The organism is Streptomyces sp. NPDC044984, assembly GCF_040646935.1.
Taxonomy (GTDB): Bacteria; Actinomycetota; Actinomycetes; order Streptomycetales; family Streptomycetaceae; genus Streptomyces.
The window spans coordinates 118,713-142,691 of record NZ_JBEZBE010000013.1 but is presented as its reverse complement, the minus strand read 5'-3'; the positions used below and the strand labels follow the sequence as shown (position 1 = coordinate 142,691).

General features: G+C 75.9%; 24 protein-coding genes. 12 read left to right on the top strand and 12 right to left on the bottom strand.

Annotated features, from left to right (window positions below; all coding sequences use genetic code 11):
* Positions 1–136 precede the first annotated feature (136 nt).
* Positions 137–331, top strand: a complete 195-nt coding sequence (locus AB0A94_RS16645) for a hypothetical protein (protein WP_361744874.1) — start codon at positions 137–139, stop codon at positions 329–331.
* Between the two features lie 122 nt (positions 332–453).
* Here the strand turns inward: AB0A94_RS16645 and AB0A94_RS16640 are convergent, their stop codons facing one another.
* Positions 454–3,048, bottom strand: coding sequence for a SpoIIE family protein phosphatase (locus AB0A94_RS16640; RefSeq protein WP_361744872.1), 2,595 nt, complete (start codon positions 3,046–3,048; stop codon positions 454–456).
* Positions 3,049–3,201: 153 nt separating this feature from the next.
* Between AB0A94_RS16640 and AB0A94_RS16635 the strand changes: the two genes are divergently transcribed.
* The gene (locus tag AB0A94_RS16635; RefSeq protein WP_361744870.1) at positions 3,202–3,783 is read left to right on the top strand and encodes a hypothetical protein; all 582 of its coding nucleotides are present in this window, start codon (positions 3,202–3,204) and stop codon (positions 3,781–3,783) included.
* An 18-nt stretch (positions 3,784–3,801) separates the two neighbouring features.
* Here the strand turns inward: AB0A94_RS16635 and AB0A94_RS16630 are convergent, their stop codons facing one another.
* Entirely contained in the window at positions 3,802–4,494 is a 693-nt protein-coding gene (locus AB0A94_RS16630; protein WP_361744868.1) for a GAF and ANTAR domain-containing protein, read from the bottom strand.
* A 167-nt stretch (positions 4,495–4,661) separates the two neighbouring features.
* On the opposite strand from AB0A94_RS16630, the gene AB0A94_RS16625 reads away from it, so the two are divergent.
* From AB0A94_RS16625 to AB0A94_RS16595, 7 genes are all read left to right on the top strand, one after another.
* Entirely contained in the window at positions 4,662–5,456 is a 795-nt protein-coding gene (locus tag AB0A94_RS16625; RefSeq protein ID WP_361744867.1) for a restriction endonuclease, read from the top strand.
* 36 nt (positions 5,457–5,492) lie between these two features.
* A complete protein-coding gene (locus tag AB0A94_RS16620; RefSeq protein ID WP_361744865.1) occupies positions 5,493–5,759 on the top strand; it encodes a hypothetical protein in 267 nt (88 codons plus the stop codon).
* A 78-nt stretch (positions 5,760–5,837) separates the two neighbouring features.
* Positions 5,838–6,713: an oxygenase MpaB family protein gene (locus AB0A94_RS16615; RefSeq protein ID WP_361744863.1), complete on the top strand. Its 876-nt coding sequence runs from the start codon at positions 5,838–5,840 to the stop codon at positions 6,711–6,713.
* A gap of 265 nt (positions 6,714–6,978) precedes the next feature.
* Positions 6,979–7,485, top strand: a complete 507-nt coding sequence (locus AB0A94_RS16610; protein ID WP_361744861.1) for an SRPBCC family protein — start codon at positions 6,979–6,981, stop codon at positions 7,483–7,485.
* The gene (locus AB0A94_RS16605; RefSeq protein WP_361744859.1) at positions 7,478–9,124 is read left to right on the top strand and encodes an NAD(P)/FAD-dependent oxidoreductase; all 1,647 of its coding nucleotides are present in this window, start codon (positions 7,478–7,480) and stop codon (positions 9,122–9,124) included. The genes AB0A94_RS16610 and AB0A94_RS16605 overlap by 8 nt, the downstream gene beginning before the upstream one ends.
* A 45-nt stretch (positions 9,125–9,169) precedes the next feature.
* The gene (locus AB0A94_RS16600; RefSeq protein ID WP_361744857.1) at positions 9,170–9,643 is read left to right on the top strand and encodes a hypothetical protein; all 474 of its coding nucleotides are present in this window, start codon (positions 9,170–9,172) and stop codon (positions 9,641–9,643) included.
* Entirely contained in the window at positions 9,640–10,515 is an 876-nt protein-coding gene (locus AB0A94_RS16595; RefSeq protein WP_361744855.1) for an SDR family oxidoreductase, read from the top strand. Before AB0A94_RS16600 ends, AB0A94_RS16595 begins: the two co-directional genes overlap by 4 nt.
* A gap of 13 nt (positions 10,516–10,528) precedes the next feature.
* On the opposite strand, the gene AB0A94_RS16590 is transcribed toward AB0A94_RS16595, so the two are convergent.
* The 4 genes from AB0A94_RS16590 to AB0A94_RS16575 are packed head-to-tail and all read right to left on the bottom strand — an operon-like array spanning position 10,529 to position 15,373.
* On the bottom strand, positions 10,529–11,542 hold the full coding sequence (locus AB0A94_RS16590) for a DUF5914 domain-containing protein (protein WP_361744853.1): 1,014 nt from the start codon (positions 11,540–11,542) through the stop codon (positions 10,529–10,531).
* A complete protein-coding gene (locus AB0A94_RS16585; RefSeq protein WP_361744851.1) occupies positions 11,539–12,540 on the bottom strand; it encodes a phytoene/squalene synthase family protein in 1,002 nt (333 codons plus the stop codon). The genes AB0A94_RS16590 and AB0A94_RS16585 overlap by 4 nt, the downstream gene beginning before the upstream one ends.
* The gene (gene crtI, locus AB0A94_RS16580) at positions 12,537–14,066 is read right to left on the bottom strand and encodes a phytoene desaturase family protein (RefSeq protein ID WP_361744849.1); all 1,530 of its coding nucleotides are present in this window, start codon (positions 14,064–14,066) and stop codon (positions 12,537–12,539) included. Before crtI ends, AB0A94_RS16585 begins: the two co-directional genes overlap by 4 nt.
* Entirely contained in the window at positions 14,063–15,373 is a 1,311-nt protein-coding gene (locus tag AB0A94_RS16575) for a polyprenyl synthetase family protein (protein ID WP_361744847.1), read from the bottom strand. Before AB0A94_RS16575 ends, crtI begins: the two co-directional genes overlap by 4 nt.
* 243 nt (positions 15,374–15,616) lie before the next feature.
* Here AB0A94_RS16575 and AB0A94_RS16570 point away from each other — a divergent pair, with 243 nt between their 5' ends.
* The 3 genes from AB0A94_RS16570 to AB0A94_RS16560 are packed head-to-tail and all read left to right on the top strand — an operon-like array spanning position 15,617 to position 19,149.
* Positions 15,617–16,810: a lycopene cyclase family protein gene (locus AB0A94_RS16570; RefSeq protein WP_361744845.1), complete on the top strand. Its 1,194-nt coding sequence runs from the start codon at positions 15,617–15,619 to the stop codon at positions 16,808–16,810.
* 45 nt (positions 16,811–16,855) lie between these two features.
* Positions 16,856–17,587 (top strand): methyltransferase domain-containing protein, encoded by a 732-nt coding sequence (locus AB0A94_RS16565; protein ID WP_361744843.1) that lies wholly within the window; start codon positions 16,856–16,858, stop codon positions 17,585–17,587.
* Positions 17,584–19,149 carry an FAD-dependent oxidoreductase gene (locus tag AB0A94_RS16560; protein ID WP_361744841.1) on the top strand — a complete coding sequence of 522 codons (1,566 nt, stop codon included), beginning with the start codon at positions 17,584–17,586 and terminating at the stop codon, positions 19,147–19,149. Before AB0A94_RS16565 ends, AB0A94_RS16560 begins: the two co-directional genes overlap by 4 nt.
* 26 nt (positions 19,150–19,175) lie before the next feature.
* Here the strand turns inward: AB0A94_RS16560 and AB0A94_RS16555 are convergent, their stop codons facing one another.
* From AB0A94_RS16555 to AB0A94_RS16530, 6 genes are all read right to left on the bottom strand, one after another.
* Complete coding sequence (locus AB0A94_RS16555) at positions 19,176–19,541, bottom strand: STAS domain-containing protein (protein ID WP_361744839.1); 366 nt, start codon at positions 19,539–19,541, stop codon at positions 19,176–19,178.
* Positions 19,538–20,620 (bottom strand): cobalamin-dependent protein, encoded by a 1,083-nt coding sequence (locus AB0A94_RS16550; RefSeq protein ID WP_361744837.1) that lies wholly within the window; start codon positions 20,618–20,620, stop codon positions 19,538–19,540. The genes AB0A94_RS16555 and AB0A94_RS16550 overlap by 4 nt, the downstream gene beginning before the upstream one ends.
* Positions 20,617–22,287, bottom strand: a complete 1,671-nt coding sequence (locus AB0A94_RS16545) for a PP2C family protein-serine/threonine phosphatase (protein WP_361744835.1) — start codon at positions 22,285–22,287, stop codon at positions 20,617–20,619. The genes AB0A94_RS16550 and AB0A94_RS16545 overlap by 4 nt, the downstream gene beginning before the upstream one ends.
* Before the next feature lie 241 nt (positions 22,288–22,528).
* Positions 22,529–23,209: an adenosylcobinamide amidohydrolase gene (locus tag AB0A94_RS16540; protein WP_361744833.1), complete on the bottom strand. Its 681-nt coding sequence runs from the start codon at positions 23,207–23,209 to the stop codon at positions 22,529–22,531.
* Between the two features lie 69 nt (positions 23,210–23,278).
* Positions 23,279–23,695, bottom strand: coding sequence for an ATP-binding protein (locus AB0A94_RS16535; protein ID WP_361744831.1), 417 nt, complete (start codon positions 23,693–23,695; stop codon positions 23,279–23,281).
* Positions 23,696–23,771: 76 nt separating this feature from the next.
* Positions 23,772–23,921, bottom strand: a complete 150-nt coding sequence (locus tag AB0A94_RS16530; RefSeq protein ID WP_361744829.1) for a hypothetical protein — start codon at positions 23,919–23,921, stop codon at positions 23,772–23,774.
* Between the last annotated feature and the right edge of the window lie 58 nt (positions 23,922–23,979).

The window sequence follows — 23,979 nt, the reverse complement described above, 5'->3', positions numbered from 1 at the left end:
CGAGGAGTTGATCAGTACCGGCCGCGGTCGGCTGTGACGGAAGCCACGCTTTCGGTGACCGGTGTGTGACACTTGGCGCCAAGGACGCGGTGCTGTCCGAGGGGGAGCGCCGGTCGGCCGCGAGAGGGGAGTCGCCGTGGACAAGGGGACGGTTCGCACACACGAGGGCACGGGCACGGACGCGGCGGCGACCGTGCGGCACGCCCGCTTCGGACGCCTCCCGGAGCCGGTCCGGGTGGAGGACATGGTCGAGGAACGCCCGGCCGTCGCGCCGGACCCGGCCCGCGACGCCTACGACCCGGACGAGTGGCTGGTGCGCTACTGCCTGTGAGGCCGCCGTGTCCTCGTACGGGTGGATGCGCCCACTGCGCGCGTCAGGCCTGGTGCGGGGGCGGGAGCACCGTATGCCTTCGCCGGTACGGGAGGCGTGCGCGTACCCCTGGCGGGCGGCGGTCAGCGGCCGGGCCGCCAGTCGTAGGCCGTCAGCAGCAGCGCCACGTCGTCCGGGCGGTCCTCGGTCCGGCGGGCCGTTCTGATCAGCCGGTCGGCGAGCTCCTCGACCGAGTCGGTGCGGCTGCGCGCCAGGCAGCGGCGGATCATCCCGATGCCCGTCTCGATGTCACCGCCGGGCGTCTCGACGAGCCCGTCCGTGTACAGCGCGAGGACACTGCCGGGGGCCAGGGTGAGTGCCGTGACCGGGTAGACGGCCTCCGGCAGCACCCCGAGCAGCACGCCACCGGGCAGGTCCAGGCTCTCCGTGTGTCCGTCGGGGTGGCGCAGCAGGGGCGGGGGATGACCCGCCCGGACGGCCAGGGCGCGGCCGGTGGCCGGGTCGAGCTCGATGTAGCAGCAGGTCGCGAAGACGTCCGTCTCCAGCTCCACCAGCAGCCGGTTGGTGTGGGTGATGACCTCCTGCGGCGGCCGGCCGCTGGCGGCGAAGGCGTGCACCGCGCTGCGCAGCTGCCCCATGACGGCGGCGGCCCCGACGCTGTGCCCCTCGACGTCGCCGATGACCAGTGCCACCCCCCGCCCGGTCCTGATCACGTCGTACCAGTCGCCCCCGATGGCCATGCCCTGGGTGCCGGGCAGATAGCGGCCGGTGGTGAGCATCCGGTCGATGGCGGGCAGCCGGTGCGGCAGCAGCCCCTCCTGCAGCCCCCGTGCGACGGCGGACTCCGCGTCGTAGAGCCGGGCCCGCTCCAGCGCCTGCGCGGTCAGACCGCCCAGCGCGGTCAGCGCGGTGCGCTCCTCGGGAGTGAACCGGTGCGGTGCGGTCCAGCCGAGGATGCAGGAGCCGACCGGGTGGCCGGAGGCGATCAGCGGCAGGAACGCCCAGGCGTTCATCGGGTCCAGGAGGAGCTGGGGGTAGGCGTTGACCAGCGCTTCCGGTGACTCGAAGAAGAGCGGGAGCCGGGTGGTCAGGGCGTGCACACCGGGCAGGTTCGCGTTGAGCGGCACCCCTTCGAAACTGTCGAGGAAGTGCTCCGGATAACCGGACTCCCACAGCAGGTGCATCCGGTTGTCGCGGATCGTGTACAGGGCGATCTCCTGCGCGCCGAACGCGGGCAGCAGCTGTTCGGCGACGGCCAGGCAGACGTCCCTGACGGTGACGGCCTCGGTCAGCACGCTGGCCATCTGCACGACGTGGTAGAGGGCTCCCGCGCGGGCCGTCGCGACCAGCTCCGAGGGCGCCGCCGCGCCGTCCCCGCCGGCCGGCGCCGGGGACCGGCCCGGCTCGGCCCCGGCGGGGGCGCCGGTGCGGAACACGCGGCCGGTCAGCCCGTGCACCTCGGGATAGAGCACGAACCCCAGCCAGACGCCGTCCGGGTCCTGCACCAGGTACGACACCGGCTCCTGCGACAGCATCGCCGCCCGGTAGCGGTCCTCGTAGGCCGGATCGCGCAGCCAGGTGAGCACCTCCCACGGATAGTGGCCGAGCATGTGTTCCAGGTCGCAGCCCAGCAGTTCCTGGCAGCGGCGGTTGGCGTAGGCGACCCGGCCGTCCTGGTCCAGGGAGAACACGCCGTCGGGCAGCCGCTCGGCGGCCTCCGCCGCGGTGACCCCGCCGGCCGCGTCGACGAGGGCGCCCACCAGGAGCCGGGCGGCCCCCTCCGCCCGCACGACGTGCCCCCACAGTTCGACCGGCCGGTAGCGGATCCGCCCGTCCTCCCCGGCCTCGTCCAGCACCCTGAAGCGCCGGCCCCTGATCTGCCCGGTGTCCGCCGCCTCCCGCCGGCCCGCCCGCAGTTCGTACAGGTCCTCGGGGGACACCCGGCCCTCGACCTCCGCCATGCTGCCGCCGAACTCCTCCCGGCCGACCCCCAGCAGGGACAGCGCGTCGTCGTCCCCCGACCACCGGTCGCTGTCCAGGTCCCACTCGACCATGCCGACCGACACGGCCCGGGCGGGCGGCGTGGGCAGCCGCACGCTGACCGGCTGGTCGTCGTAGTCGATGCCGTACGCCACGGCGTCCGCGCCCTCCCTGCCGGGCATCCGGCGGGCGAACGCGGTGAGGCGCTCCTCCATGTCCCGCCCCGCGCCGTGCAGCGCCGCCCGCACCGCCCGCTCGTCCACCGGCTCCCGGGCGGCCGACCGCAGGACGGACAGGACGCCCACGGGTTCGCCGTCGACGTGCACCGGGTGGAAGGCGGAGCCGAACGAGTACGGCAGCGCGGCGGTGAACTGCGGGAAGCGCAGCATCATGGCCCGTTCGTCCGGCAGCCACATGCTCTCGCCCCTGCGGTACGCCTCGGACATGGGCAGCGCGCCGCCCACGGGCACCCGCCACCAGGTCATCAGCAGCGACCGCGGGACGCCGGCCACCACGCACAGCACCAGCGAGCGCCGGTCCCGCGAGCGCAGGTACACCAGTCCGCCGTACCCGCCGATGTCCTGGACCGCCGCCACCACGGGCTCCGCGAGCGCGTCCTCGATCCGGCCCGCCGGACGCGCCGTCCGGAGCCCGTCCGCTCCCGCGCCCTCCCCGGCGCCGCGGCCGGGCACGTCCGCCGGCCGCTCCCCGCGCGGTACGGCGGCTGCGTCATCCATGTCGCGTCCTCCCGGTGCGGACGCACGGGTCATCCGTTCGCTCCCCACCAGGATGTGCCATGCCGGACGGTCCGGCGCGGCGGAGCCGCAACCTTCGGGGCATCCCGGTCGTCTCACCCGATACCAGAAGGATGCGAGCCCAGGGGGCCGAAAATGCTTCAAAAGAGAATGATCTGCGCGACCCTCGTGCTCGTGGGCGCCACGCTGACCACGGCGGCGGTCCCGGCCGCCGCCACCCCGGCGACGGCCACCCGGGCCACGGCGTGCCCGACCGGCTGGGGCAGCCTGCCCAAGTCCGCCTCCGAGAGCACGACCACGCCGGTACGGGACGTCAGGACCGGCCGGCACGCCTGCCACGACCGCATGGTCGTCGATCTGCCCGGTGCCGCGCGCGGCGGCCTCGGCCACTCCGTCCGGTACGTCGACCGTCTCCACCAGGACGGATCGGGCCGGCACATCCCCGTCTCCGGCGGCGCCGTCCTCGAGGTGCGGGTGGCCGCGCCCTCGTACGCCCCCGAGAGCGGCGAGCCCACCTACCCCGCGCGCGCCGGACGCCCCCTGCCGGGCGTGGACCTCACCGGGTACCGCACGTTCAGGGACGCGCGGTTCGCCGGCAGCTTCGAGGGCGAGACCCAGATCGGGCTCGGTGTGCGGGCGCGGCTGCCGTTCCGGGTGCTGCAGCTCGACGGCCGCCTCGTGATCGACGTCGCCCACGGCTGGACCGGCAGCCGCTGAGCGACCGCCGCCGGACGGTCACCGGTCCAGGGCGCCCGTCTCGCAGACCTGACGCGCCACCTCGCGCAGCTTCGTGTTGGTGCGCTGGGACCGGGTGCGCAGGAGGTCGAAGGCCTGGTCCTCCGTCACCTGGTGGCGGCCCATCAGGATGCCCATCGCCTCCCCGATCAGATGCCGCGTGGCGATGGCGTCCTGCAGCTGGGCGTCGGTCCTGGCGGTGGAGAAGGCGACCGCCGCGTGGGAGGCCAGCAGCCAGCCGGCCGTCTCGCTGTCCTCGGTGAACATGCCCGGCTTGTGGGAGTACATGTTGAGGGCTCCCAGCTCCTCCTCCCGGGTGTACAGGAGGAAGCCCATCATGCTGCCCACCCCGAGCTCCCGGCAGCGCGGCACGAAGGACGTCCAGCGTTCGGGGTCCGCGGTGAAGTCGGGGATGCGGAAGACGCGTTCGGCCCGGTCGGGCCGGGCCGCGTCGAAGCAGGGCCCTTCGCGCAGGCGCTCCTGGAGGTGGTCGCTGTCGGTCACGAACTGCGCGGTCGGCGCCAGCGAAGTCACCCGCTCCCCCCGCAGCACGAGGATCCCGGAGGCGTCGCAGCCGTCGACGAGCTCCACCGCCTTGCGCGTGATCTGCTCCAGGGTCGAGTCGAGGGTGTGCTCGGCCAGGAGGTCACGCGCCATGGAAGCCATCTGCCGCGCGAAGTACCGCCAGTCCATCGTCCGCCTCCCTGGTCGCCGCAGCCAGCACACACCGCCTCTACCCCGCGCCGATGTGCGGCACGCCGGTGAACGGCCCGATCCGGGGCAGACGGCGTACGTGATCCTCAGGAGTCCCGTGGACCCCGGGTGCACGTCCTGCCGGCCGCGAGAGAGGAGCCACCAGGGTGACCATGCCCCAGCGCCGTACACGTCCGAGGCACCACGGAAGGCGCTTCGACCTGCGGGCGACGGCCATGTTCTTCGGCCTGCTCGCCACGGCCCTGATCGTCACCGGCTTCGCGGTGCGCGCGCTGGCCCCGGTCGTGCAGCGGCGCCCGGTGTGGGCCGTCGTCCTGCTGTGCGTGGCCGTCGCGGCCCTGCTGGCCCACGGACGCAGACGGCGGCGGCCGTCCGCGGCGAGGATCGCCCGCCGGGCGGGTGAGGCCCTGGAACAGGCCACGTCGACGGCGCTCGACGCCCTGGACGACCCCGTCCCGTCCCCGCTCCGGCCCGCGATCCCCGCACCGGCCGGGGCGTACGACGACGTCCTCCCCACCGTCGTCGCGCCCGTCACCCCGGTCATCGACCACGACGCCCTGAGCCCCGAGGCGTTCGAGGCGGCGATAGCCGGCCTGTGCGTGCGGGACGGCTGCGCGCGGGTCGAGGTCGTCGGGGGAGCGGGGGACCTGGGCGCCGACGTGACGGCCCTGACCCCCGACGGCCGCCGCCTCGTCGTCCAGTGCAAGCGCTACGGCGACGACAACAAGGTGGGCTCGCAGGACCTCCAGCGCTTCGGCGGCACCTGCTTCACCGTCCACGAGGCGGACGTCGCCCTCGTCGTCACCACCAGCGACTTCACCGCGCCGGCCGTCGAGTACGCCGAGCAGTGCGGCATCGTGTGCGTGAACCGCGACGCCCTGCTCGCCTGGAGCGAGGGACGGACGCCGCCCCCCTGGGCGGCGGGCGCGGACGGGGCGTAGGCCCCGGTTGTCAGTGCCGGATGCCACCCTGCCGGTATGGACGAACTGGAGTTCCTGCGCGGCAGGGTCTACGGGGCGGACCACGACGATCCGGGCCCGCGCGCCGGGCGGTCGTACGTGGAGCTGGCCGGGGGCCCGCTGGACGGTCTGCTGCTGGACGTCACCGGCCGCAGCGAGACGGAACTGAGGCACGGCGTCGGCCTGCCCACCGAGCTGGGCCGCTACGGCGCGGGCGGCCGCGCGGTGTACGCGCCCCGCGGCGCCGGCGCCCGGGTGTACGACTGGCGGGGCGATGTTCCCTAGCCGCCCTGCCGGGTACCGGGCAGGTGCGGCCGTGGACGCCGACGGGTCGTCGGGGCGCGCGAGGAAGCGGGGCGAGCCATGGGAGTGCTGACGGAAGGCAGCGCGGTGCTGCGCGACCGGATCGGCCAGGCGATCTTCTCCCGGGTCGCAGGACCGGACGGCCCGGACAACCGCGCACGCATCCACGGCACGCCCGGCCCGCGCTGGTACGGTCCCGACCGGCCGGTCAGGAGGGTGCACGGGGACGCGTCGATGTTCATCGGCGGACTGTCGGCCCTGCTGCTGCAGTCGCTCCACCCGCTGGCCATGGCCGCCGTCGCCGGGCACTCCGGGTTCCGCGGTGACCCCTGGGGACGCCTGCAGCGGACCAGCACCTTCCTCGCCGCCACCACGTACGGCACCGCCGACAGCGCCCAGCGGGCCGTCGACCGGGTGCGGGCCGTCCACGAGACGGTGCGCGGCACCACCGCCGACGGCGAGGAGTACCGGGCGTCCGACCCCCGCCTGCTGTGCTGGGTGCACATCGCCGAGGTCGACATGTTCCTGCGCGCCCACCAGCGCTACGGCGCCCGCCCCCTGGACGACGAGGGCTGCGACGCGTACGTCGCCGACATGGCGCGCGTCGCCACCGCGCTCGGCGTGCCCGACCCGCCGGTCGACCGCGCCGGACTCGCCGAGCGGCTGGCCGCCTACCGCGGCGAGCTGCGCGCCACCCCCGAGGCGCGCTCCACCGCCCGCTTCCTGCTGCTCAGCCCGCCCGTCCCGCTGCTCGCCCGGCTGCCGTACGGCGTCCTCGCCGCCAACGCCGTGTCCCTGCTGCCCGGCTGGGCCTCCCGCGCCCTGTGGCTACCCCGCATACCCGCGGCCGAGGGCGTCTGCGTACGCCCCCTCGGCACCGCCGTCACCGCAGCCATCCGCTGGGCCCTGGCCCCGACCCGGGACACGACGCCCTGACACCGAACGCGCCGGCCGCGCTCACCGCGGGCAGTCGTGCCTTCCCCAGTGCCTGAAGGGCCTGGGAGGCGCCCCCAGGGCGATGGGGCCCCCGCCCGAGCGCAGCCGGGAGTGGGGGAGAAGCCGAGAGTGGGGGAGACACCCCGCAAACGCCCGGGCCGCGCGAACACCCCCCGGCCCGCACCGACGCAGAGTCGCCGGTTGACCCCGGTCAGAAGGGGCACTCAGTGCTGACTGACGTCACTCGCGGACACGGGAGGTCGAAGTGGCGGTTCGCCATCATCTGATCAGGACGAGCCCGCAGTCCGTCTGGGCCGTCCTGGAGGACGGCACCCGGTACGCGGACTGGGTGGTGGGCACCTCCTCGTCGAGACCGGTGCGCGGCCACTGGCCGCAGCTCGACTCGGCGATCGGCTTCGAGGTGCGGCTCGGGCCCCTGCGCCTGTCCAACGAGACCGTCGTCCGGCGCTGTGTGCCGGGCGAGGCGCTGGAGCTCGAGGCCAAGGCCGGCCCCCTCGGCACGGCCCGCATCGCCGTCGAACTGCGGCCCTGGGGCGACCACTGCCTGGTCATCGTGGACGAGCACCCGCTGAAGGGCGTCGGCGGCACGATGCACAACGTGGCCGTGGAGGCCCTGATCCAGATCCGCCACCGCGCCATGCTCGCCAGGCTGGCGAAGATCTGTGAGGCGGACGCGGCCGAGGCCGAGCGGCGCCGCCCCCTCGGCCAGGTGGTGTCACCGGTCCCCGACGACGGAGGCGCCCGTGCCTGACGCCGTGGTGATCGGGGCCGGCCCCAACGGACTGGTCGCGGCCAACCTGCTCGCCGACGCCGGCTGGAGCGTCGAGGTGCTGGAGGAGCAGCCGGAACCCGGGGGTGCCGTGCGCCACGACCGGGGCGCCGACCCCGAGTTCGTCAGCGACCTCTGCAGCTCCTTCTACCCGCTCGCCGCCGCCTCCCCGGTCGTCTCCGGACTGCACCTGGAGCGTCACGGGCTGCGCTGGAGCCACGCCCCGCACGTGGTCGCGCACCCCCTGAGCGACGGCCGGTGCGCGGTCCTCGACCGTCGCGTCGACGTCACCGCCGACTCGCTGGAGGCCTTCGCGCCGGGCGACGGCGCCGCCTGGCACCGTCTGCACGACATGTGGGAGGGCCTCCGACCGGACCTCCTGGACGCCCTGTTCACCCCCTTCCCGCCCGTCCGCTCCGGGCTCCGGCTGGCCGTCAGGCTGCGCGGCACGGGCGGACTGCGCATGGCGCGCACCCTGGTCCTGCCGGTGCGCCGGATGGCGGAGGAGGAGTTCCGGGGCGAGGGCGGAGGACTGCTGCTGGCCGGGAACGCCCTCCACGCCGACCTGGCACCGGAGGCCGCGGGCAGCGGCGGCTTCGGCTGGCTGATGACGATGCTAGGGCAGACGTACGGCTTCCCCGTGCCGGCCGGCGGCGCCGGAGCCCTCACCCAGGCCCTGACGCGCCGTCTCGAGTCGCGCGGCGGGGTGCTGCGCTGCGGCAGGCGCGTCGACCGGATCCTCGTGCGCGACGGCCGGGCGGCGGGGGTGCGCACGGCCGACGGCGAGACGTTCGCGGCCGGCCGCGCCGTCCTCGCGGACGTCGCCGTGCCCGCCCTGTACCGCGAACTCCTCGGCCCCGAGGACGTTCCCGCCCAGCTGCTGGACGACCTGCGGCGCTTCCAGTGGGACTTCGCCACCTTCAAGGTCGACTGGGCGCTGGACGGCCCGGTTCCCTGGCGCTGCGAGCAGGCCGCGGGCGCCGGCACCGTCCATCTCGCGGACGGCCTCGACGAACTCACCCGCTTCGCCGCCCAGCTCGCCACCGGCACCGTCCCGGACCGCCCCTTCTGCCTGTTCGGCCAGATGACGACCGCCGACCCGTCCCGCTCCCCGCGGGGCACCGAGTCCGCCTGGGCCTACACCCACGTGCCCCACGACGTCACCGGCGACGCGGGCGAGGACTCGCTCACCGGGACCTGGGACGCCAAGGAGCGGGAACTCATGGCCGACCGCGTGGAGCGACAGGTGGAACGCTTCGCGCCCGGCTTCCGGTCCAGGATCCGGGCCCGGCGCGTCCTCGCCCCGCCCGCCCTCCAGGCCCTCGACCGGAACCTGTACGGCGGTGCCATCAACGGCGGCACCGCGGCCATGCACCAGCAGCTGTTCTTCCGCCCGGCCCCCGGCACCGGGCGCCCCGAGACCCCCGTCAAGGGCCTGTACCTGGCGTCCGCCGGCGCCCACCCGGGCGGCGGCGTGCACGGCGCGCCGGGCGCCAACGCCGCACGCGCCGCGCTGCGCCGGTCCCTCGCGCCGGGCCTGGCCGGGGCACAGCGGCTGCTGGCCCGCCGCGACCGCACCGGCCGCCGGCAACCCGACAGGGGCGGCAGCGGCGGTGGATGACCGGCGCGCGCGAACCCGACGACCACGACCGACGGAGGAGGGACGATGACCCGACACGACGACGGCCCCGACCGCGCCCACCGGCGCCCCGAAGGCGTGAGCGACGAGACGGTGGAGGCGCTCGGCTCGCTGTCGAAGGCACTGGAGACGACCGAGCGGGCCCGCGGCCACCTCTACAGCTTCCACCAGCTCACCGGCACCGCCGACCTCGAACTCGACCGGACGGTCGAACTGCTGCGCAAGGCCGGGCACCCGGACTGGGCGGAGACGGTGCGGACCCAGGTGCTGGGCCGCAACGTGATCCCCGGACACTGGACGTTCCAGGTCGTCGAGGCCTACGACGCCACGTACTACCGCCCGTTCAAGGAGCTCGAACAGGCCGCCGTCGAGGAACTGGCCGAGGGCCGGGACCACCTCTACGAGGCCGAGATGAAGGAGGCCCGCCGGACCGTCGGCCACCCCGACCACACCGCCCGCCCCGACACCGGCCCGCCGCCCGGCGAAGGGGACGTCCGGTGAGCGGCGGCCCGCTGCGCGGCCGTACCGTCGTGGTCACGGGCGCCGCCCGCGGGATCGGCGCGGCCCTGGCCCGTGATCTCGCCGGGCGCGGTGCCCGGATCGCGCTGCTCGGTCACGAGCGGTCCGGGCTGGAAGCGGTGGCGGAGAGCCTGCCCACGCGGACATGGGTGGGCGAGCTCGACATCACCGACGAGGCCGCGCTGGATCGGGCCGCCGAACGGGTCAGGGCACGCCTCGGCACCCCCTCCGCCGTGGTGGCCAACGCCGGTGTCGCGGAGGGCGGCCCGTTCGTCACCTCGGACCCGGCCCTGTGGCGCCGCGTGATCGACGTCAACCTGACGGGCAGCGCCGCCACGGCCCGCGCCTTCCTGCCGGATCTGCTGGCGACGAAGGGCTACTACCTCCAGGTCGCCTCACTGGCCTCGATCGGCGCCGCCCCGATGATGAGCGCCTACTGCGCCTCCAAGGCGGGCGTGGAGGCCTTCGCCCACTCCCTGCGCGCCGAAGTGGCGCACCACGGCGTCGCCGTCGGCATCGGCTACGTGAACTGGACCGACACCGACATGATCCGCGACGCGGACCGCCATCCCGTACTGCGGGAGCTGCGCGGCCACATGCCGCCGCCGGCCCGGCGCCTGTACCCGGCGGAGCAGGTCGCCGCTCGGCTCGCCGCTGCGGTGGAACACCGCAGCACGGCCGTCTACGTGCCCCGCTGGCTGCGTCTGGCACAGGCGGCGCGTGCCGCGCTGCCCCCGGTGGTGCTGCGGGTGGCCCGCCGGGAACTGGCCCGGCTGGAGGCCGAGGACCCGATGCGGCACACCGGGCTCCTCGGCGCCGGCGGCGAGGCCGACCGGGCCCGGAGGAGCCCCTGACCGGTCCGTCCGCTCAGCCAGGGAAACGCCCCGAGGAACGCAGCGACCAGCGGCGCTCCGCGTAGGCCAGGTCGTCGCGCCACAGCCGTCCGGCGGCGGCCCGCACGAGCGGACGCAGCAGCGGCGCCGCGCCGCGCGCCAGGACGAACCCCGGACGGCCGGACGCCGCCACCACCGCCTCGACGACCGCCGTGCGGGGCCGCCCGCGGTCGTCGGGCCCCAGGGGAGTGGCGTGCGTCTCCACCACGGACCCCACCCCCTCGCCCTCGGTGATGCGCATGACGACCGTGCGCGGCTCGGGAGCGGTGAACACCGCCCGCACCGGGACCACCAGCCGCCCCGCCACCTTGAAGGACACGTCCACGGTGAAGCCGTCCCCGTCCCCGTCCGGGCCGTCCGGCGCGCCGGCCACGGTGAGGTCGACGAACGAGTAGGGGTGGAACCAGGCCCCGTGCCAGGGGTCCAGACGGTTGGCCACGACGTCCTCGGGCTCACAGACCCCCACGCCGGTGTACACCGCCGTCAGGGCGCGCGCCGGGTCCGGCCGCCGCGGCACCACCGGACCGTCCAGCGGCGCCTCGCCGCCCACCGCGTCCAGCCGGACCCACAGCAGGACGCCGTCGTCGTACGCCGGGAACGGCTCCCAGCCCGCGAAGGACCCGCCGTCCAGGGCGAGTCCGTGCCAGTGGCACACCAGCGTGCCGCAGCGCACCGGACTGTCCCGCAGCGGGGCGCCCAGGTGCGGGCAGATCCCGGGCCCGGCGACCGGCCGGCCGGCCGCGTCCCGCCACACCACCACCTCCTGCCCCGCCACGGTCCGCGCCAGCGGCCGGTCACCGCCCGCGTCGCGGGAGGCGCCGACGACGTACCAGTTGCCGGACGGACGCGCCTGCGCCCGCTTCAGCGCCCCGGCGATGACGGCGGGCCGGGCCTCGCGCCAGGTGGGGGGCTGCCGCTCCCACGGCACCGGGCGCCGGCGCAGGGACAGCGGCAGGCGCCGGCGCCCGCTTCCGGATCCGGTGCTCACGCGACCTCCCCGGGGACCGGCGGGCACGGGGCGAGCGGACGGACGTCCGGACGCCGGGCGCCGCCGTGGGCGCGCAGCCGGGCGGTGGCCACCCGGACGAGCCCGTCGGCGGCGACCACGGCACGCCGCCGCCGGGGGACCACCGCCCGCCGGTGCAGCACCGACCAGCCGTCCCGCGCCACCGCGTCCAGGATCCCGCCGTACAGCACGAACGCCGCCCGGACGCACGGCCGGGACACCGGCTCGAGCATCGCGAGCCCCGGTGCCGCCTCCCGGTACACGCCCCGCGTCAGCGCCTCGAACTCCCGCAGCGCGGCGGTGACACGCCGGTCGCGGCGGCCGGTGTCCCGGCACCAGCGCAGCAGCGCCCGGTGGGCGCCGTGTGCGGCGAGCAGGTCCGCGGGCAGGTACACCCGCCCCCGGTCGAGGTCCTCGCCCACGTCCCGCAGGAAGTTGGTCAGCTGGAAGGCGATCCCGAGGGCCGCGGCGTGCGGCGCGGCCGCCTCGCGCGGGGCGACCGTGCCGAGCACCGGCAGCGTCTGCAGGCCGATGACCGCCGCCGAGCCGTGCATGTACCGGCGCAGGGCCGCGTAGTCGGCGTAGTCGGTGACCACCAGGTCGGAGCGCATGGCGGTCATGAAGTCGGCGAAGTGCCCGTGGTCGATGCCGTACCGGCGCGCCGTGTCGGCGACCGCCCGCACCACGGGTTCGGTGCTGTTCCCGTCCCGCAGGCCCTTGTCCAGTTCCCGCTGGAGCGCGGAGAGTCCGGCGTCCCGGCGCGCGGTGTCCGCCCCGGTGCCGAGCGCGTCGACGATGTCGTCGGCCCAGCGGGCGAAGCCGTACAGGGCGTGCACGGCGGGGCGCCGTTCGACGGGCAGCAGCCGGGTGGCGAGGAAGTACGTCCTGCCGTGCCGTGCGTTCAGCGCCCGGCAGTGGTGGTACGCCTCGCGCAGCGCCGGATCGGTGACGCCGGCCGCGTCGAGTTCACGGTCGGTCATACGGAGGCCTCCTGCGGGGGCGTGGGAGAAGGACGTGGCCGGCGCGGCCCGCCGGTGATCCGTGCCGCGGCCAGCTTCCCGGACAGCAGCACGGTCGGCACGCCGACACCGGGGGTGGTGCCGCAGCCGGCCAGCACGGCGTTCTCGGTGCCGCGGACCAGGTTGCGGGGCCGGAACGGCCCCGTCTGGGCGAAGGTGTGGGCCGTGGCGAACGGCGTACCGGCCGCGTGCCCCTGCGCGTGCCAGTCGGCGGGCGTGACCACGCACTCCGTCTCGACGGCGGCCCCGAGCCCGGCCAGCCCGCGCCGCTCCAGCTCCCGCAGCAGCGCGTCCCGGTAGCCCGGTGCCAGGTCGGTCCAGGCGGCGGGGCCCGGTCCGATGTCGGTGTTGGGGCACGGGGCGAGGACGTAGTGCAGGTGGCGTCCCGGCGGGGCGAGGGACGGGTCGGTGGCGGTGGGCCGGGTGACGAGCAGCGACGGGTCGCTCATCAGCCGGCCGGTGCGGGTGAGCTCGTCGAAGGTGCCGCGCCAGGCGGCGCCGAAGGAGAGGGTGTGGTGCGCCAGTTGCGGCCAGGTCCGGTCGGTGCCGAGGTGCAGCAGGACCGCGGAGGGGGAGTGCCGCAGCCGTACGGGGCGCCGCGGCCGGCGGCCGAGGAGCGCGTAGGCGACGGGCAGGTCGGGGGTGAGGACGACCGCGTCGCAGGGGATGCGGCCCTGGTCGGTGACGACGGCGGTGATCCGTTCTCCGGAGCGTTCCAGCCGGGTCACCTCGTGGCCGAACCGCAGGTCGGCGCCCGCGCCGGCGGCGGCGTCCGCCATGGCCCGGGGCAGCGCGTGCATCCCGCCGCGCGGGAAGTACACGCCGGCGACGGTGTCCATGTAGGCGATGACCGCGTACGCGGCCAGCGCCCGGGCCGGCGGGACGCCCGCGTACAGCGCCTGGAAGGAGAAGACCCGGCGCAGCCGCTCGTCCCGCAGGAAGCGCCCGATGCGCGCGTCGAGCCGTCCGAAGCCGCCCAGCGCCGCCAGCCGGACGAGGTCGGCGCCCAGCAGGCCGAGCGGGGAGTCGAAGTTGGTGTCGATGAAGCGGCGCGCCTGCGCCCGGTACAGCCGCTCCAGCCAGTCGCGCAGCCGCAGATAGCCCGCGGCCTCACGGGCACCGGCGAACCGCTCGACCTCCGCGGCCATCGCGTCGGCCCCGGTGTGCACGTCGAGGCTGCTCCCGTCGGCGAAGCTCGCCCGGTACGCCGGGTGCAGCGGCACGAGCTCCACGCGTTCGCGCAGACTGTCGCCGACGGCGGCGAACGGCTCGTCGGCCAGGTCGGGCATGGTCAGCACGGTGGGACCGGTGTCGATCCGGTAGCCGTCGAGGTCCAGACGCCCGGCGCGTCCACCGGGCGACGCGTCCCGCTCGACGACGGTGACGCGGCGGCCCGCGCCCAGCAGGTGCAGCGCCGCCGACAGCCCGGCCAGCCCGGCCCCCACGACGACGACGTGATCCGTACGGCCCGTCACGGTGCGCGTCACCGGCCGGCCTCCCGGCCGCCGGCCGCCCGCGCGGGTTCCGGCCGGGCGCCGCGGGGGTGCGCGTCCCGCGCGGGCCCCTCACCCGCCGCGGAGGCCAGCAGCAGCCGCAGCCGCTCCCCGCCGCGCGGATCGAGGAGGACACCGTCGACGTGCCGCAGCCCCTGGGCCACCAGACGGTCGATCATCGCCTCGACCGCGGTCCGCGCCCCGCTACCGGCCAGAACCTCCCGCACCTCCTCCAGCCCTTCCTCGGTGAGCGCCCCCTGGCCGAGCGAGCGCTCGAGCACGTCCAGGGCCCGGCGGTCGCCGGCGGCCGCGGCACGCGCGTGGGCGAGGGCGACCAGACAGGTCGGTTTCCCCTCGCGGACGTCCCCGCCCGCCGGTTTGCCGGTGCGCCGGGGATCACCGAACACGTCGCTGAGGTCGTCGCGGAGCTGGAACGCCGTGCCCACACAGCGCCCGGCCGCGCACAGGGCCGCCGTGACGCCGTCGTCCGCGCCCGCGAGCGCGGCCCCGAGGGCGATCGGCCGTTCGACCGAGTACAGGGCGCTCTTGAGGCGGGCGGTGCGCAGCGCGCGCGGCAGGGACCGCGACCCGGTCGCCTGCCCGTGCAGGTCCAGGTACTGGCCGGCCACCATCTCGGTGCGCATGTCGCTCCAGAGCCGACGTACCGTCCGCGCGGTGCCGCCCTCCAGCGGGACCTCGGCCAGGAGGTCGTCCGCCCAGGCGAGCGCCAGGTCGCCGGCGAGGACGGCGGTCCCGCCGCCGAGGCGCTCGGCGCGCCCGGCCGGTGCCGCGTCCGCGTACTGGGCGGCGACGTCGACGTGGACGGCGGGCCGCGCACGGCGCAGTACGGAGCCGTCCATCACGTCGTCGTGGACGAGCGCGCAGGTCTGCAGCAGCTCGAGCGCCGCACCGATCCGCAGGGCCGCCGCGACCGGGGCGGCGCCCTCCCCGCCGCAGGCGCGCAGCGTCCACCACAGGAAACGCGAACGGGTGCGCTTGCCGCCCGCCCGGGTGAAGCGCGCGACGCGTCCGGCCACGTCGTCGCCGAACAGGGGGTCCAGGTCGCGCGCGCGGTCCACCCGGTCGGCCAGCACGTGGTCGAGCACGCGTCCGACCGCGCCGGCCACGTCCCGGTCCACCGCGGACGCGTCCTCGTTCCACGGCGGGCGCGCCGTGTGCGCCGCGTCGTACCGGGCGCCGGGCCGCGCGCCGTCGGACCGGGCCCGTGCCGACACCGGCACCGGCCCCCCGACGAGCCGAGGCTCCGCCGTGTCGTGATCCTCCGCCTGCGTGCGGCTCATCCCGGTTCCTCTCGTCCTGAACGCCGATCGTTCCGTCCCCGATGCCCTTCCGCTCGTGCACCACGCGCGGATGCGGTACGAGCCGGAACGGTCCGGCGAGCTGCCGCCGCATGCCTTCCCCCTGAGTGCCCCGTCTCACCGGTGGCGGTTCGTCACACGTTCGAGTGACCTGAATCCGAACGGGCACACAAGCAGGAATGCTGACGAGGCGCGTGTGCCGAGGAGCGGGAGGAGAGTGCCGTCGTGCTGGACGCCGAGGTGGCGATCGTCGGGGCGGGCGCCGCCGGACTGTCCCTGGCCCACCGTTTGTCGCGGACCGCGCCGGGGTCCCGGGCACCGTCGGTCGTCCTGGTGGACGCCCCGCCCGGCCCGCTGCGTCCTCCGCGCCGCACGTGGTGCTTCTGGGAAGCGGGCGCGGGCCGCTTCGACGCCGCCGTCACGGCGACCTGGCGGCACCTGCGGGTGCGTCCCCCCTCCGGCCCCGCGATCGCGGGGGACATCACCCCACTGCGGTACAAGATGATCCGGTCCGACGACTTCGAGCACCTGGTCGGCCACGACCTGGCCGGCAGCCCGGTCGTGCGCCGGCTGGAGGCGACCGTCGAAACCGTGGAGGACGTGCGCGGGGGAGCCCTGCTGCACCTGCGGGGCACCGACGGCCGCGCCCGGCCCCTGCGGGTCCGCTGGGTGTTCGACTCGCGTCCCCCGGGCAGCCTGCCGGCCGCCCGCACCACACTGCTGCAGCACTTCCACGGCTGGTTCGTCCGCACCGCCCGCCCGGTCTTCGACCCGCGGACCGCCGACCTGATGGACTTCCGCACCCCCCAGCCCGCCGGCGGACTGTCCTTCGGCTACGTCCTGCCCGTCGGCCGCCGCGAGGCGCTGGTGGAGTACACCGAGTTCTCCCGGCGCCCCCTCACCGCCGGCGGATACGAGTCGGCGGTACGGCGGTACACCGAGGACGTGCTCCGACTGGGGGAACTGCGGGTCCTGTCCACCGAGACGGGCGTCATCCCGATGACCGACGCCGCGGTCCCCCGTCGGGTCGGCGCCTCCGTCTTCCGCATCGGTGCCGCGGGCGGCGCCACCCGCCCCTCGACCGGCTACACCTTCGCCGGGATCCAACGGCAGACGGAGGCCGTCGCCGACGCCCTCCGCCAGGGCCGTACACCGGTGCCGCCCCCCGCCCATTCCGCCCGCTCCCGGGCCATGGACGCCGTCCTGCTGCGCGCCCTGGACAGCGGCCGGGCCGACGGACCCGCGCTGTTCTCCCGGCTCTTCACCCGCGTGCCCATGCGGCGCCTGCTGCGCTTCCTGGACGGCCGCACCCGGCTCCACGAGGACCTCGCCGTCGGCCTGCACGCCCCGGTCGGCCCGATGCTCCGCTCGGCGCTGGAACTGCCCACCCTGCCCCGCCGCCCGTTCGACGGCCCCTGACCCGGACCGCCGCCCCCACCCTTCTGCTCTGCACCGGGAGACCGCATGACCCTGCTGCGCGACGAGGACCTCGCCGCCGCGTTCGACCACGCCGCCCGCGGCTACGACGCCCTGGTGGCCGCCAACCCCGGCTACCACTCCCACCTCCGCCGCTCGGCACGCCGCCTGGGACTGCCGCGGCGGGGCGGAGGACTGCGCGTCCTGGACCTCGGCTGCGGCACCGGCGCGTCGACCGCCGCCCTCGCCGCCGTGCTGCCGGGCGCGCGGATCACCGGCGTGGACGCCTCCGCCGGCATGCTCGAACGGGCCGCCGCCAAAGCCTGGCCGGACGGGGTGAGCTTCGTCCGGGCACCGGCGGAAGGGCTGGCGGAGGCCGGGGTGGAGGGGCCCTTCGACGCGGTGTTCGCGGCCTACCTCTTCCGCAACGTCTCCGACCCCGACGCCGTGCTCGCCACCGTGCGCGATCTGCTCGCCCCCGGCGGGAGACTGGGCGTGCACGAGTACACGCTCGGCGGACGCCGCGTGGACCGCGCGGTGTGGACCCTGGTGTGCCGCGGCATCGTCCAGCCGGCGGCCACCGTGCTCGGGGACGCCGGGCTCTACCGCCACCTGTGGCGCAGCGTCGTGGAGTTCGACACCGCCGGCCGTTTCGCCGGCCGGCTGCGCGCGGCCGGCTTCGAAGCGGTGCGCGCCCTGCCCCTGCCGGGCTGGCAGACGGGCATCACCCACACCTTCGTCGGCCGGCGGCCCCGCACCGAGAGCGAGGACGAGGGATGACCCCCTTCCGCCGCCCGGACGCCACCCGGCACGGCCGGGACCGCCGCGCCCGCGTGCTCGCGCCCCCGCCCGGGGCGCGCCGGATCGAGGGCGCCCGCCCGACGACCGCCGTCGTCGGCGGCGGCATCGCCGGTCTGGCCGCGGCGACCGCGCTGGCCGAACGCGGCGTGGCCGTGACGCTCTACGAGCACGAGCCCTTCCTGGGCGGACGGGTCGGCGGCTGGCCGACCGGCCTGGCGGACGGCACCCCGGCGACCATGAGCCGGGGCTTCCACGCCTTCTTCCGCCAGTACTACAACCTGCGCGGTCTGCTGCGCCGCACCGACCCCGGTCTGGAGCGGCTCACCGGCCTGCCGGACTACCCGCTGCGGCACAGCGACGGACTGCGGGACGGCTTCCGCCACGTCCCGCGCACCCCGCCGTGGAGCGCGCTCGGCTTCGTCGCCCTCAGCCCGTCCTTCCGCGTGCGCGACCTGCGCCGCATGAGACCGCTCGCGGCCCTCGAGCTGCTCGACGTACGCGTGCCCGAGGTGTACGAACGCCTGGACGGCACCAGCGCCCACGACTTCCTCGACGCCGTGGGCTTCCCGCCCAGCGCCCGCCACCTGGCCTTCGAGGTGTTCTCCCGCAGCTTCTTCGCCGACCCCCGGCGGCTGTCGGCCGCCGAGATGGTCCTGATGTTCCACATCTACTTCCTCGGTTCCGCCGAAGGGCTGCTGTTCGACGTGCCCGACGCGCCCTTCCCCGCCGCCCTGTGGGACCCCCTGGCCGGCTACCTGCGCCGGCACGGCGCCCGGATCCGCACCGCCACGGCCGTCGAGCACATCGCCCCCACCGGCGACGGCGGTTACCAGGTCGCCACCACCGGGGAGGAGAGCCGTCACGACACCGTCGTCCTCGCCCTCGACGCCGCGGGACTGCGCTCCCTGGTCGCCCGCTCCGGCCGGCTGGGCGACGGCCCGTGGCGGGAACGGGTCGCCCGGCTGCGCACCGCCCCGCCGTTCCTGGTCAGCCGCCTGTGGCTGGACCGGCCCGTCGCACCCGGCCGGCCCGCGTTCCTGGGCACGAGCGGATACGCCGGCCTCGACAACATCAGCGTGCTGGAGCGCTACGAGGACGAAGCGGCCCGCTGGGCCGCCCGTACCGGGGGCTCCGTGGTCGAACTCCACGCCTACGCGGTGGACCCGCGGGGCCCCCGCGAGACCGTGCGGAAGACGCTGATCGACCAGTTGCACCGCGTCTACCCGGAGACGGGCGGCGCCCGGATCGTCGACGCCCGCCACCTGTGGCGGTCCGACTGCCCGCTGTTCCCCGTGGGGGGGTACGCGGACCGGCCCACGGTGCGCACACCGGACCCCGCGCTGGTGGTGGCGGGCGACCTGGTGCGCACCGGCCTGCCGGTGGCACTCATGGAACGCGCGGCGACGACCGGCTTCCTCGCCGCCAACGCCCTGCTGGAGCGCTGGGGAGTGCGCGGACAGACCCTGTGGACGGTGCCCGACCGGGGGCGCGGCGCCCTGCTGCGGTCCCTGGCGGGGGCGGGGCGGCGGCCGACGGGCTGACGGGGAAGCGGCGGGCCGGTCCGGGATCAGCCGCCGGGTCCGGACCGCTCGGCTCCCGCCCCCGCCGCGGTGAGGTGTTCGAGGACGTTGGTCTGCCGCAGCAGGCGTTCGAGGACGCGGGGCCGGTTGTCCAGGTGCAGGACGGCGCGGGCGGCGCAGCTGTGACGGCGGACCATGAGCAGCGCGGCCAGTCCCAGCGGATCGATGCCCGCCAGGTCGCGGAAGTCCAGCCGCACGGCACGCGGTGGCGTCGGCCCGGTCAGGTGCGCCACCACGACGGCGATCAGCTCCGCACCGCAGGCGTCGTCGAGTTCGCCGCTGACGCGCACGGTCAGGGTGGCGGTCCCCGGGCCCGGTTCGGGGCGGACGCCGGTGCGGTGCGACGCGCTCATACGGCGGTGCCGCGGACGGCGACGCCGGCGGCACCGCCGCTCAGCGCGGCCGCGCCCGCGCGGACGAAACGCAGGCTCCGGGGGAAGTCGTGCAACTGCTCCGCGAGGATGTCCAGCCCCGTGACCAGGGAGCGCACCGGGACACTCCGCGCCGCGAGCACCTCGGAGGTCCACCCCAGGAATTCGGTGAACACCCCCGCGTCGTCCATGTACAGGGCGGTGGCCAGGAAGTCGAGGATGTGGACCAGGTCCTCCGCGGTCCGCTCCCGTTGCGCGTCGTCGTATCCGCGCACGGCCGGGAACCGGCTCTCCAGGTCCGTCAGCACCTGTCTGACCAGGCGGCTGCGGGACCGGACCACCATCGTGTACTCCTGGTCCGCCAGGTGCGGCAGGTCGTCGACCGCCTGCCGGACCGCCGTGGGGCGCGGCAGACCGGCCTCCAGCGCGGCGGCCGCGCCGCGGGCGTCCGGGGCCCAGCCGTCGGCGCCCAGGGCCCGCGCGAACCGCCCGTCCTCGCCGAAGGCCCTGCCCCCGGCGAGCACGGGCACCCCGACGGCCTGGCACGCGGTGATGGCCGCGTGCGCGGCGGGCAGGTGGGTGGGGATCGACCCGGAGAGCAGGACGGCGTCGGAGTCGGTGTGGTGCTGATGGGCGACGAGGTGGGGTGTGGGCGTCTGGGCGCCCAGGTAGTCCACCTGCCAGCCCCGCAGCCGCAGGACCTCGGCGACGAGCCGGGCCGGGAAGGCGTGCCACTCGCCGTCGACGCACGTGACCGTCACCCGCCCGCGGTACGGGGGAGCGGGCCGGTCCGCCGCCGGACGGTGGACGAGGGCGGCGATCACCCGCTCGTTGATGGCCGTGGCGGCGTGTTCCTGGGCGACGGTGATGCGGTCGGCGGCCCATTCGGCACCGATCCTCTCCTGCACCGCCGCGACGACGTCGAGCAGCAGGGTCTCCTCCTCCCACCCCGCGTCGAGAGCGGCGCGCACCGCGTCGACGGCGTCGTACTCGCTGCCGTCGAGCACCGCCCGCCAGAGCCCGTCGCGCAGGACGGCGGCCGACGAGCGGGTCGTGCTCATGTGGTTCTCCTCGGGTCTCCGCCGACGGCGGCGGGCGGTGCGGTGCGCGGTGCGCTGATGGCGACGGTGGCCATGTCGTCGTGGCTGCCGGTGCCCAGCCACTGGGCGGCCAGCATCTGCACCCGCTCCACGATCGCTTCCCCCGGCATGCCGGCGCACTCCGCCAGCGCCTGCCGCAGCCGGTGTTCCCCGAACAGTTCGTCGCCCAGCGGCCCGCCGCGGGCTTCGGTGATGCCGTCGGTGTAGAGCAGGCACGCCTCCCCGGGCGCGAGCACCTCCTCGGCCGTCCGCACCGTGACGGAGGGGAGCGCTCCGACGAGGGTGCCGTGGGTGGCCGCCTCCTCGACGCGGCCGTCCGCGCGGACGATGAGCGGGGGCATGTGCCCGGCGCTGGTCAGCCTCAGACGCACCCGGCGGTCCTCGCGCCTGACGGAAGCCAGCACCATGGTGGCGAAGCGGGTGTGGTGCGAGGTGAGCAGGGCTCCGTTGAGCAGGGTGAGGACCTGCTGGTGGTCGGAGGCCAGCGGCAGCAGCGCGTGCAGCGTGTTGCGGATCTTCCCGGTCAGGACCGCCGCGTCCAGCCCCTTGCCGGCCACGTCGCCCAGCACGACGAACGTCTCCTGCGAGGCGTCCGCCCCGGGGTGGACGTCGTAGAAGTCACCGCCGATCCGTTCGTGGTCGCTGGCGGCGCGGTAGCGACCCGCGTAGTCCACCCCGTGCAGGCTCTCCAGGGCCGGCGGCAGCAGTTCCCGCATGAGCGTGGCGGTGATCGCGCTCTGCTCGCTGTACAGGCGCGCGGCCGACAGAGCGGCGCCCGCGCGTGCGGCGAAGAGCCGGGCGAACGCCTCCTCGTCCGGGGTGAAGGCCCGCTCCGCGCCGGCGCGGAGCAGGACCAGCGCGCCGGCGGACACCCCGTGGCCGGGAAGCGGCGTGACGATGACGGAGCCGACCGGCCCGCCGAAGCCCGCCGGGACGACCCACTCGGGAAGGGCGTCGGGGTCGATCCAGCGCGCGGGCACCGGCGGGAACCCCTGGAGGGCCTCGGCCAGTCCCGGGACGTCCCGGGCGTCGAACTGGAGCGAGGCGTGCTCCGCGGGCCCGCCGCGCAGGGCGTGGGTCACGGGGTGGCGGCGCCCGACGGGTGGCAGGACGAGCAGCGCGGCGTCGGCGAGGTGCTCGGCCGCCAGGTGCGCCGCGACCTCCGCGCAGCGCGGCACGTTCAGCGACGCCAGCAGGGTGCTGGAGACCATGGCGCGGATCTCCGCCTGCTCCCGGGCGCTGTGCAGGGACGCCTCCGCCCGGCGGCGGCCGGTGCCGTCCACCAGCCACCACACGACGCCCCCGTCCGTGACCGGGCCGGGACGCGCCTCGAAGAACCGGTCGCCGATCTCTCCGGCGGCCCGTGGGACCGCCGGCGTGACATCCGTCCCGTCGGTGAGACTCCGGTGCGCGTCCGCCAGCCAGGACGGCACCACGTCCCGTGGGCCGCCTCCGTCGTGGTGGTCCGACAGCACCAGCCGGGCGGGCGGGTTCAGGTCCACGACCGTGCCCTTCGCGTCGAGGACCACGACCGGGTAGGGGGCGTCCTTCCACGTCGGACCGGTACGGACGTCCGTACCGCGCGGGTGGGCGGGTGAACCGGGGGAAGGAATCACAAGCGTAGGCACGCGCCGTGCGCACCCCACCACCTCTCTGCCGGGAAACCGGATTCGGTTGCCACGGTCTCCCATCCGCGTCCGCGAAATCAACCTGCCCGGGCGACGGCCTGCCCGCCGGGCGGCTGCGTACCCCGAGGCGGGGCCCTCACTCCTCGCTCGCCCCGTTCCTCGGGCGCGCTCCCGCAGCCGTGCGTACCGCCCGCCGGATCCGGGGGTACGGCGGGCGGTACGCGCCGGGTGGCGGAAGGGCTCAGACCGTGGTCACGGCCTCGCGCACGGCGCGGTGGACCGCGCGCGCCAGCCGTGCGCCCCACAGGGAACGGGGCCCGGCGAAAGCGTGCTCCTCCTCGTCCGGGCCCGGCGTGCGGGCGGCGACGCACACCGCGTCGGTGGGCGTGCCCGAACAGTCGAGGCCCGCCTCCAGGAAGGCCTGCACCTTCGCCTCGGTGGCCGTGGCCACCGCGTTGACCAGGGCGGCGTCGCTCAGCGGCACCGGCACGGCGACGACGATGTTGACCGTGCCCGGGCCCTGGAGCCCGCTCGTGCCCTCCCCGGGCCGTGCGGCCCAGCCGCGCACATCGACGCCCGCCGTGACGCAGGCCTCCACACCGGCGTCCTGCGCGCGCGTGAACGCCGAGACGTCCGCCGCCGTCATCAGCCCCACCCCCGGTCCCCGCGCACCCGCGGCGGCGGCGAGGTCCGCCAGGTGCCGGTCGGGGTCGGTGCGCCGGTAGCCGTGGGAGACCTGGGCGTTGAGGATCCAGGTCCGCTCGCCGATGCCGCCGCCCAGCACCGCGCTGCTGATCATCCGCCGGCCCGGTCCCGCGGTCCACAGCAGCGCGTGCAGCCGTTCACCGTTCTCGACCCGGGTCAGGCACCGCGGGGACGACAGGGCGGGGGTGGTGCGGGGCTGGGGGAGAACGGCGGTCACCGTGCGGGGCTCCTTGCGAGGGCGGACCGACCGATCCTAGGGCCTGCCGCCCGCCGTGCACGGGGCGGGTCAGCGCCGTGCGCCCTCCGGCAGCCGGAAGCAGGCCGTGACGGTCTTGCCGTGGGGGCAGGGGCGGGCCTCCCAGGTGTCGGCCAGGGCGTCGACCAGCAGCATGCCGCGCCCGCCGACGCGTTCGGCGCTCGGTTCCCGGGGCGCCGGCAGGGTGGCGGACCTGTCGTGCACCGAGATGTGCAGACAGCGGCTGTCCCACGACATGACCAGCTGCGCGCTGCTGCGGGCGTGGACGTGCGCGTTGGTGACCAGTTCCGAAACGGCCAGCAGCACGTCGTCCGCCGTCTCGGGCGCGGCCGTGTCCCAGCCCAGCGCGACGAGGTGCTCGCGCGCCCAGTCGCGGGCCGCCTTCACCCCGTGGTCCATCGGCAGTGAGCGCGCCCAGCCCACCGTCCGGACCGACGACTCGTTCATGGAGGTCCTCCCCGATCATCGCCGCGCGGCCCGGACGGGTACGTCCCGGACCGCGCGGAAGCAGAAGCGGAACGGCTCAGCGGTGGCCGCCGCGGAGCCGGCCCAGCAGACGCTGTGCCTGGGCCCGGCGCCGGGGGTCGGCCGCCGCCCGCCGCGCCTGCTCGGCCGTACGCCGCCCCTGAGGGCTCCTGGCGAACTGTTTGATGCGCTCCACCATGCTCGGCATGGGTGCTCCCTTCCGCGGTCCGGTTCGTCCTTGCTGTTCTCCGCCTACCCCCTGCGGG

Bases quoted from the DNA above. Each gene is read 5' to 3' on its own strand.
- AB0A94_RS16640 (WP_361744872.1), bottom strand. From the start codon at position 3,048: ATGGATGACGCAGCCGCCGTACCGCGCGGGGAGCGGCCGGCGGACGTG.
- AB0A94_RS16635 (WP_361744870.1), top strand. From the start codon at position 3,202: ATGCTTCAAAAGAGAATGATCTGCGCGACCCTCGTGCTCGTGGGCGCC.
- AB0A94_RS16630 (WP_361744868.1), bottom strand. From the start codon at position 4,494: ATGGACTGGCGGTACTTCGCGCGGCAGATGGCTTCCATGGCGCGTGAC.
- AB0A94_RS16620 (WP_361744865.1), top strand. From the start codon at position 5,493: ATGGACGAACTGGAGTTCCTGCGCGGCAGGGTCTACGGGGCGGACCAC.
- AB0A94_RS16615 (WP_361744863.1), top strand. From the start codon at position 5,838: ATGGGAGTGCTGACGGAAGGCAGCGCGGTGCTGCGCGACCGGATCGGC.
- AB0A94_RS16600 (WP_361744857.1), top strand. From the start codon at position 9,170: ATGACCCGACACGACGACGGCCCCGACCGCGCCCACCGGCGCCCCGAA.
- AB0A94_RS16585 (WP_361744851.1), bottom strand. From the start codon at position 12,540: ATGACCGACCGTGAACTCGACGCGGCCGGCGTCACCGATCCGGCGCTG.
- AB0A94_RS16575 (WP_361744847.1), bottom strand. From the start codon at position 15,373: ATGAGCCGCACGCAGGCGGAGGATCACGACACGGCGGAGCCTCGGCTC.
- AB0A94_RS16565 (WP_361744843.1), top strand. From the start codon at position 16,856: ATGACCCTGCTGCGCGACGAGGACCTCGCCGCCGCGTTCGACCACGCC.
- AB0A94_RS16560 (WP_361744841.1), top strand. From the start codon at position 17,584: ATGACCCCCTTCCGCCGCCCGGACGCCACCCGGCACGGCCGGGACCGC.
- AB0A94_RS16555 (WP_361744839.1), bottom strand. From the start codon at position 19,541: ATGAGCGCGTCGCACCGCACCGGCGTCCGCCCCGAACCGGGCCCGGGG.
- AB0A94_RS16550 (WP_361744837.1), bottom strand. From the start codon at position 20,620: ATGAGCACGACCCGCTCGTCGGCCGCCGTCCTGCGCGACGGGCTCTGG.
- AB0A94_RS16535 (WP_361744831.1), bottom strand. From the start codon at position 23,695: ATGAACGAGTCGTCGGTCCGGACGGTGGGCTGGGCGCGCTCACTGCCG.
- AB0A94_RS16530 (WP_361744829.1), bottom strand. From the start codon at position 23,921: ATGCCGAGCATGGTGGAGCGCATCAAACAGTTCGCCAGGAGCCCTCAG.